General features: G+C 67.7%; 6 protein-coding genes. All 6 read right to left on the reverse strand.

Features of this window, described 5'->3' with window-relative positions; all coding sequences use genetic code 11:
* A partial coding sequence (locus RM812_RS40260; RefSeq protein ID WP_311585687.1) for a transposase occupies window positions 1–176 on the reverse strand: 176 nt, incomplete at its 3' end.
* 57 nt (window positions 177–233) lie between these two features.
* Window positions 234–1,430, reverse strand: coding sequence for a HEPN domain-containing protein (locus tag RM812_RS40265; protein WP_311585678.1), 1,197 nt, complete (start codon window positions 1,428–1,430; stop codon window positions 234–236).
* Window positions 1,431–1,758: 328 nt separating this feature from the next.
* A complete protein-coding gene (locus tag RM812_RS40270; protein WP_311585680.1) occupies window positions 1,759–3,264 on the reverse strand; it encodes a serine/threonine-protein kinase in 1,506 nt (501 codons plus the stop codon).
* Window positions 3,265–3,634: 370 nt separating this feature from the next.
* Window positions 3,635–4,246, reverse strand: coding sequence for an HhH-GDP family DNA glycosylase (locus RM812_RS40275; RefSeq protein ID WP_311585682.1), 612 nt, complete (start codon window positions 4,244–4,246; stop codon window positions 3,635–3,637).
* Window positions 4,243–5,481, reverse strand: a complete 1,239-nt coding sequence (gene tcmP, locus RM812_RS40280) for a three-Cys-motif partner protein TcmP (RefSeq protein ID WP_311585684.1) — start codon at window positions 5,479–5,481, stop codon at window positions 4,243–4,245. Before tcmP ends, RM812_RS40275 begins: the two co-directional genes overlap by 4 nt.
* Before the next feature lie 270 nt (window positions 5,482–5,751).
* Window positions 5,752–6,510 (reverse strand): DUF5131 family protein, encoded by a 759-nt coding sequence (locus RM812_RS40285; protein ID WP_030382659.1) that lies wholly within the window; start codon window positions 6,508–6,510, stop codon window positions 5,752–5,754.
* Window positions 6,511–6,906: the final 396 nt, after the last annotated feature.

A 6,906-nucleotide genomic window follows, 5' to 3' on the forward strand; every position in this document is an offset into this window, starting at 1 on the left:
CGGGCAGCGTCCGGGCCAATCCCGCGGCGTTCGTGGTCCCGCAGTACCCAGTTCCGCAAGGTGTTCCTGTTAATGCCCAGGTCGGCGGCGAGGCTCTTGTAGGTCGCCCCGGGCGTGGACTCGAACAGGGCCACGGCATCGGCCTTGAACTCGTCCGAGTAGTCCTTCATCGCCATCGGCGGTGTTCTCGCTTCCTCCGGATCAAGCAGATCCAGTATCAGCGTGTCCACCACTCAGGGGGAGGCTCCTTGATCTGCGAGTAGGCCTCCATGCACGTACTTCGAGCGCGCGCTGTACGACTTCTGCACCATGTCCTCGACCCGCTCACGCAGGGGCATGGGGAACAGAGCGCTAGCTCGGGTGCGGATCCTTTGGCTGATTCCTTCGTGTTTGTCTTTGGGGCTGACCATCAGGGCTTCCAGGGCTATGACGTAGTCCAGGTGCAGCTCATCGGTCTCTTGCTCCCACACGCCGAGGTCACTGTGGGTGCGCTGGTATGCCTGCAGTAGGTGCCGGGCGGCCCGTTCCAGACGCCTGGCACGCTTTCCGGGCAAGCCTGGACTGGTGAGGCCGTCCATGACGGCATTGATCCTCGCCGACACGGCGGAGCAGAAGGCCTGTAGTCGCGGAATCTCTGCCTGCGTGATGCAGAAGCTGCCCAGCTCGCGGACTTCGGCCTCCGCCTTCCTGCCGTAGCGATCCTCGTAGGTCAGCAAGGTGGTGGGTACTTGGTGTTGCTGCAGGCCGAATTCACGGCCGCGTTGGACGTCGAACACCGCGTCGACGTGCAGGGTTTCGGGGCTCCACAGAATCAGCGGTAGCAGCGCCCTCCAGTGCCGGGATTCTGGACGCGGGCCGGTGAAGTCGAACCAGCCCGTGCCTCTGCGGTCCGGTGCACGTTCGGGGTTCTGGGCGTGGACGAAGGGTGCACCTGCCAGGAGATCGAGATCGAGTCCGCCCGGCTGGAGTCCTTGGAGGGCAGGCATGGGGCCGAACTGCCTCAGTTCGTCGACAGTGAAGGTCTGCAGGGTGTAGCGGCCCAGCGGAATCCGTGTCCCGTCGGGGAGGTCGCCGGCCAGCAGCAGCCAGTTCTCCACAGCTGGCGCGGGCGCGGCGCAAAAGGCGACGAAGCTGTTCGCGACCTCTTCTACGGGCACCGTCGCTCCCTGGGCGATCAACCGGGTCGCGTCTCCCAGTCTCGATCCGCCCAGGAGGCTGGCCCGCCTGGGCAGCCAGTCACCGTCGAACTTGCCGTAGAGGTCACGGTTCTGCGATATCGGTGCCGTCCGGGCCACCGCATTGCTCAGGGTCTCCCACGCTGGCAGCGCTGCGAGCGCTACATCAGTGATGGCCTGGGGTACGGAGGGCAGGTCGCGTGCCTGCTCGAGCCAGTCGAGGACGGCCTGACGCAGCAGGGAAGTGTCTTCCATGCGGAAGGAACGTAGCGGACCTTCGCCGCTCGCGAGACCCCACTACCCAGGGCACCGTCTCCCAGCCCGCGCCGCCATACCGGGAGCCGACGGCAAATCACCGCTGTTCGGAGCTCGACGTCTGTTCCGGACAGGCGCCGAGCAGACTGACAGCCCGGGGTAGCGCAGGGCTGCCCCGCTGCAACACGGGTCAGCCCGCCTGGATGCAGGCCGCAGTCCTCCACGCGGGCCGAGCCTGCTGGATGCGCAGCTGGGCAAGGCCTGTTCCAGACCGTCACAGGTCACCACCCGTTCCCGGGCCGTCCCGCGCGCGAGCGTGGCGCGCGCCTCAGGTGCGCCACCAGCGCATTCTCCGGCGCGTAGCGGCTGTCACCGTGGCCGGTGGTGGCGGAGCACTGGTGGCTTGGCGGGCAGTGGCGGCCGCGTTCTGCCAAGTTCGACGGAGAGTCTCGGGCAGGTGTGGGAAGTCGGTGTCGTGGCGGGCTATGTGATCGGCGATGGTGGGCAAGGCGTCGTGAGTGATGGTGATCAGCCGGCTGGTGAGGTCGAGTACGTTGCCCTGATAGCCGGTCTTGTGCAGGACCCCGGCGCCCGGGCCGCGGAAGTAGGTGATCGCTTCGACTGCCTTGTGAGGGTCGTTGCGGAGCAGGGTGTGGAGGTGCTGTGCGACTCTTTCGTCGTTGCCCCACTTCAGGTACAGGACGGCCCCGCCGACGGTGGTGACGTGAGTACCGATGAAGAATCTCAGGGCTGACGCCTGGGAGTAGCCGTCGTCTCGGACGGTGAGGCTTCTGGCCAACCGCGCGCTGGTCTCTCTGGCCTCTTCCAGGGTGTGGATTTCCTCCAGGCAGGCCTGTAGCCGGGCCCGTGGGTCCGTAGCGGCTGGGGCAGCAGCGGTGGCGGCGGTGGAGATGGCGGGGCCGGGTTCGGATACAGCGGTGGGGGGCGCCCACAAGGTGGCGGGCAGCGGAGTGGGAGGGGTGATGGGTGCGTTGGTGAGGGTGGGGAAGGCAGCAGTGCCCGCGGGTCCGTTGAGGGCAGCAGCCTGGGAGGCGAGGGCGACGGCCGGCGGACGTGTGGCCGGGGTCTTGGTCAGGGCCGCCGCCACCAGGGCGGCGAGCTGGTCGGGGATGCCGTCGAGTGTGGGTTCGGCAGCGACGATGCGGAACTCGATTCCGGTCGGCGGCCCGAAGGGGTGGCGACCGGTGGCCGCGTAGGCGGTGAGCAGTCCCCAGGCGAACAGGTCGGAGGCTGTTCCGGTCGCTGCACGCTCCAGTTGCTCGGGGGCCATCCATCCGGGCGTTCCGGTGGTCAGGCGGGTCGCGGTCACCGCGGTGGCGTCCAGGTGGTGCGCGATGCCGAAGTCCACCACGCGGGGGCCGTCCGCGGCCAGAATGACATTCGTGGGCTTCAGGTCGCGGTGGGCGACTCCAGCGCGGTGGATGCAGGTGAGCGCGTGGGCAGTGGCCGCGGCGAACGTAGCCAGGGAGGCCCCGGTCAGGGGTCCGTGGTTTTGGACGTGCTCGGCCAGGGTGCTGCCGGCGACGTACGGGGTGGCCAGCCAGGGTCGTTCGGCCTGCGCGTCGGCGGCGCTCAGCTCAAGAAGGTACGGGCCGGAAATCTTGGTGAGGGTCGCGACCTCGCGGGCGAACCGGCGGCGGTGTACAGCGTCCGCTGCGAACTCCGGGTGGAGTACCTTCACCGCTACAGGCGTCTCGCCTGGTGGATGGGCGAAGTAGACAGTGCCCATGCCGCCGGCTCCGAGACGGCGCAAGGGCCGGTATGGGCCTATCCGATCTGGCAGTCCATGCGAGTCCACCGCCACGTCCTCCATGTTCTCACCACAGGTCAGGCCGTGATCGTAGTCTCAGCGGCCGGTCCGTCAGCCGTCGTCTCATCTTCTCGTTCGCCAGGTTCGTGCTGGCACACCCGGATGCCGCCCGGCTCTAGCGCGACGTCGGCGTCGCCGAGGGCCCAGGGCACGCCAACCGCGTACAGCTCGCCGAAGGCTGGGCTGACGAGGGAGCAGGGCAGCCCAGCGACGGTGTCTGTAGCAGAGTCGTCAGTGGGCGGAGCGGGCGTACAGAGCTCAAGCCTGAAATGACGCCTTCTGCAGTGGTGCGTTCAGCTGTACTACTGAGCACGTAGAGAGACAGCGAGTGCGTCGGATCGAGGGTCCCCGTCGACAGGCCTGAACTGACGTTCTAGTTAGCCTGTGCCTTGCTTCGCCAGACGGCATGCTCGAGGCCTGCTGGGTCGTGTCCGAGCTGGGCGGCAGCGGCCTCGTACACGGCGCGCAGTTGCTGGTAGCTCAGGGCGGGGAGGCCGGCGTCGGCGGCGAAGGCGCGCAGGTGGACGTCGACGGCGATGTGGGAGCGGCCGACGAGGTTGCCGATGTAGTCCACCGTTTTGGGGCCGACGCCGTGGACGGTCCGCAGGGCAGCGCGGTTTGCTGTGTGGTCGAGCCAGGCATTCAGGTCGTCGCGGGTGTCGACGTGGTGGGCGGCCAGCAGGTCGGTGATGCGGTGGGCGATGGTGACCCTGCGGGGGTCGTGGAAGTTCATGGCGGTGGCGAGGCCGCAGGTGGCCAGGCGTGTTCGGAAGCCCTGCACGGTAGAGGCGTCCGGCCAGGCGGTTTGCAGTGCGAGGAGCCGCGGGCGGATCGTCGTCTCGTAGTTGCGGCGTGCCTGGAAGCTGGCGTCGCAGATGACGGCGCCCATGTGCGTCCAGCCGCCGGGCGCGGGGAACGGTCCGTCGCCGAGGCTGGAGCGCAGGTGGTCGGTGAGCCGTTGAACGTCGCGGCGGTTTGCGGTCATGGTTGCCGCCGTTGTGGGGGCGGGGTGACGCGCAGTCTGCGTACGTCGCCGACTCCGTTGCAGCTGGTCTTGCCGTCTTTGTGGAGTTGCTTCACCGCAGCTCTGATGTGCTTGTTGCGGGCCTGGCCGAGGACGCCGGCGAGGATCTCGTTCTGATGGTCGTCGATGGTGAAGGTGCCGAGCTGCTGCTGAAGGCCTTCGAGGTTCTTGCGGATCCTTGCAACCCATGCGCGGGCGCGCTGTTCTTCTTCGTCGTCGAAGGTGTCGCCGGCGTTGAAGAGCGTGCCCTCCTCGGTCGGAGGAAGACAGGCGCGGCGCCATTCGACCTGGGCGAGGCTGGCGGCTTCGCCGAACAGCCACATGCCTTCCTTGTGACGGCTGAAGTGGACCAGGCAGTAGGCGACCTGGTGGCGGGCGCGGTTGCGGACGTCGATGGTCCAGTAGCCGCCGCGGACGGCGCGGGCGACGCGGTCGGCGAAACCGGTGGTGATGCGTCTGACGGCTTCGGTGTTGTTCTGGGAGGCCAGGAACTCTTCGCGCCACCAGGAGCCGCCGCAGGCCGCGTCCATGGCGCGCAGCGTGGCCGGTTTGCCGGGAGTGTCCTTGGGGCTGGTGAGCAGTCCTCCGATGCGGCGTACGGCGTTGGCGTTGAAGTTGAGCAGTACCTCCGTCGCGTGGCGTCCGGTGGTTCCGTGGATGCTGCGGGAGCCGAAGATCTGCTGGGTGAGGGTCTCGAAGCTCAGTCCGAGGCCGAAGGGGTCCAGGAAGGCGAACAGGGGTGCCCCTGCGGCGCGGTCGAGGATCTGTCCGAGGTGCTTCTCGACGTGTCCCTTCAGGGCGTGTGCGGCCAGGCCCTGGGCGCTGGCTTCGCTGACGAGGGCGGCCAGGGACTGGTAGTTCTTGGGTGCGCGTTCGACGAAGTAGCAGTCGAGCTGGCGGAAGCCCGCGATGCGGGCTGCAGAGTCCAGGATCAGGGCGGGTGAGCCGGGGGTTCCGTCCTCGTAGCGGCCGGGTCCGGCGTAGCCGTCCAGGTAGACCACTCGGCCGTCCGGGGCGTACCGGCCGACCTTGCTGGCGAAGGGCATGACGTAGCTGTCGAGAATGGCGTGCTTGAGGACGGCGGCGGCCTTCTTGCTGACGAAGAACGGGCTGCTGCTGTCGAGCCCCCTTTCACCGGCGCTTTCACCGCTCAGATCGAGAACATCGTCGTCGAGCACTGCCTCTGATGCGCCCAAGATCCCGCCCTGCCAGCTCGAAGGACATGATTAGGCTGATTTTGCGACAGATACCGTGGTTGTGTACCGGTGTTGCGCACAAATGGCTTGTCCAGGCCCGGCCAACTGTGCGGCTGCAGACGAGGAATGACTGCTTCCGGCCGGGAGGTGGCCGACCGGCATCCTCACCTGCATGCCCGCACGCTGTGGACGGAGTCCGGCTTCCGGGGACACGGGGTGCACTGCTGCTGCGGACCCCGAAGTGGGGTGACGCTGCTGTTAAATCCGGCCTCAGCGTGCGGGCAGGGCCAGGGCGCGGTGAGGCATGGCGTCCCAGGTGCGGCCTTCCAGTTCGCGGCCGCCGGCCTTGGGCGTGCGTCCGCCCCACTGCTTGAAGAAGAAGGCCACCTCGGCCTGCTGGCAGGTGTCGCGGATGTGCGTGACCCAGGCCGCCTCGAGCGGCCGGTGGCCAGGGCCGGACTCGCCTCCGGCGATCACCCAGTCGATCCCGGACAGCTCCAGCCCGTGCAACGGGCCCAGCAGAGGCTCGCACGAGAGGAACTTCACCGCGGCGGGGATCTGCCGCAGGTCGTCGACGCGGGCCAGTTCCTTCGCACTCTCCACCGACACGCCCATCCAGAGGTTGGCCGGCCACTCAAGCCGGTCGGCGACCTGCCGAAGACGCCGGGCACGCTTGGTGAGGACTTGATAGGTGTGCTGAGGGGTGTCGGCGATCACCTCAAAGACGCGGCGCACGTAGTCCAGCGGCACACGGGCATGGAAAAGGTCGCTCATGGAGTTCACGAACACCGTGCGCGGACTCTTCCAGCCGTAGGGGACATCCAGTGCCCCCGGGTGCAGTGTCAGCCCGAACCCCGGCCCGGAGGTGCGCGGATCACCGTCAGCCTGATACTTCGCCGACCCCATAGCCTTCAGCCGCCTGGCCAGCGCGAGCGCGTAGCAGTTGTCGCAGCCTGCCGAGACGCGGTCGCATCCCGTGGTCGGGTTCCACGTCGCCTCGGTCCACTCGATCGCGCTGCGATCACTCACCGGCCGGCCCTCCATCCTCTCGAACCGCACCCGTTCACCGGGGTGCGGGCCATGCCCGCCCTGCGAACGAAGCGCCGCACCACCGGATACCGGCATCCAATCATCCGGCACAGGCGATGCTCCCAGAAACCCCAAAATCGAACGTGCGTGCCCAATATAGAAAGGCCGGGAAGGCTCTGTATCTGCGTCTGTACCCCCGCACCACGCCAGTGCCGACCCTTCCATAAAGCGCCCATAAGGCACACATCTGGCGCCCGCGCACTAGTAGTGCTTGGTCATGTTGGTGCGGGGTCTGGCATGTCGCGGTGACAGGTGGGGCAGGCGCCGGTCCAGGTCGCGAGGAGTATCTGCAGCTCGCGGACGACTCGGTAGAGGCTCAGGCCGACGCCGTCTCTT

The sequence above is a fragment of the Streptomyces lancefieldiae genome, assembly GCF_031845825.1.
Classification (GTDB): Bacteria; Actinomycetota; Actinomycetes; order Streptomycetales; family Streptomycetaceae; genus Streptomyces; species Streptomyces lancefieldiae.

Bases quoted from the DNA above. Each gene is read 5' to 3' on its own strand.
- RM812_RS40270 (WP_311585680.1), bottom strand. From the start codon at position 3,264: ATGGAGGACGTGGCGGTGGACTCGCATGGACTGCCAGATCGGATAGGC.
- RM812_RS40275 (WP_311585682.1), bottom strand. From the start codon at position 4,246: ATGACCGCAAACCGCCGCGACGTTCAACGGCTCACCGACCACCTGCGC.
- RM812_RS40265 (WP_311585678.1), bottom strand. From the start codon at position 1,430: ATGGAAGACACTTCCCTGCTGCGTCAGGCCGTCCTCGACTGGCTCGAG.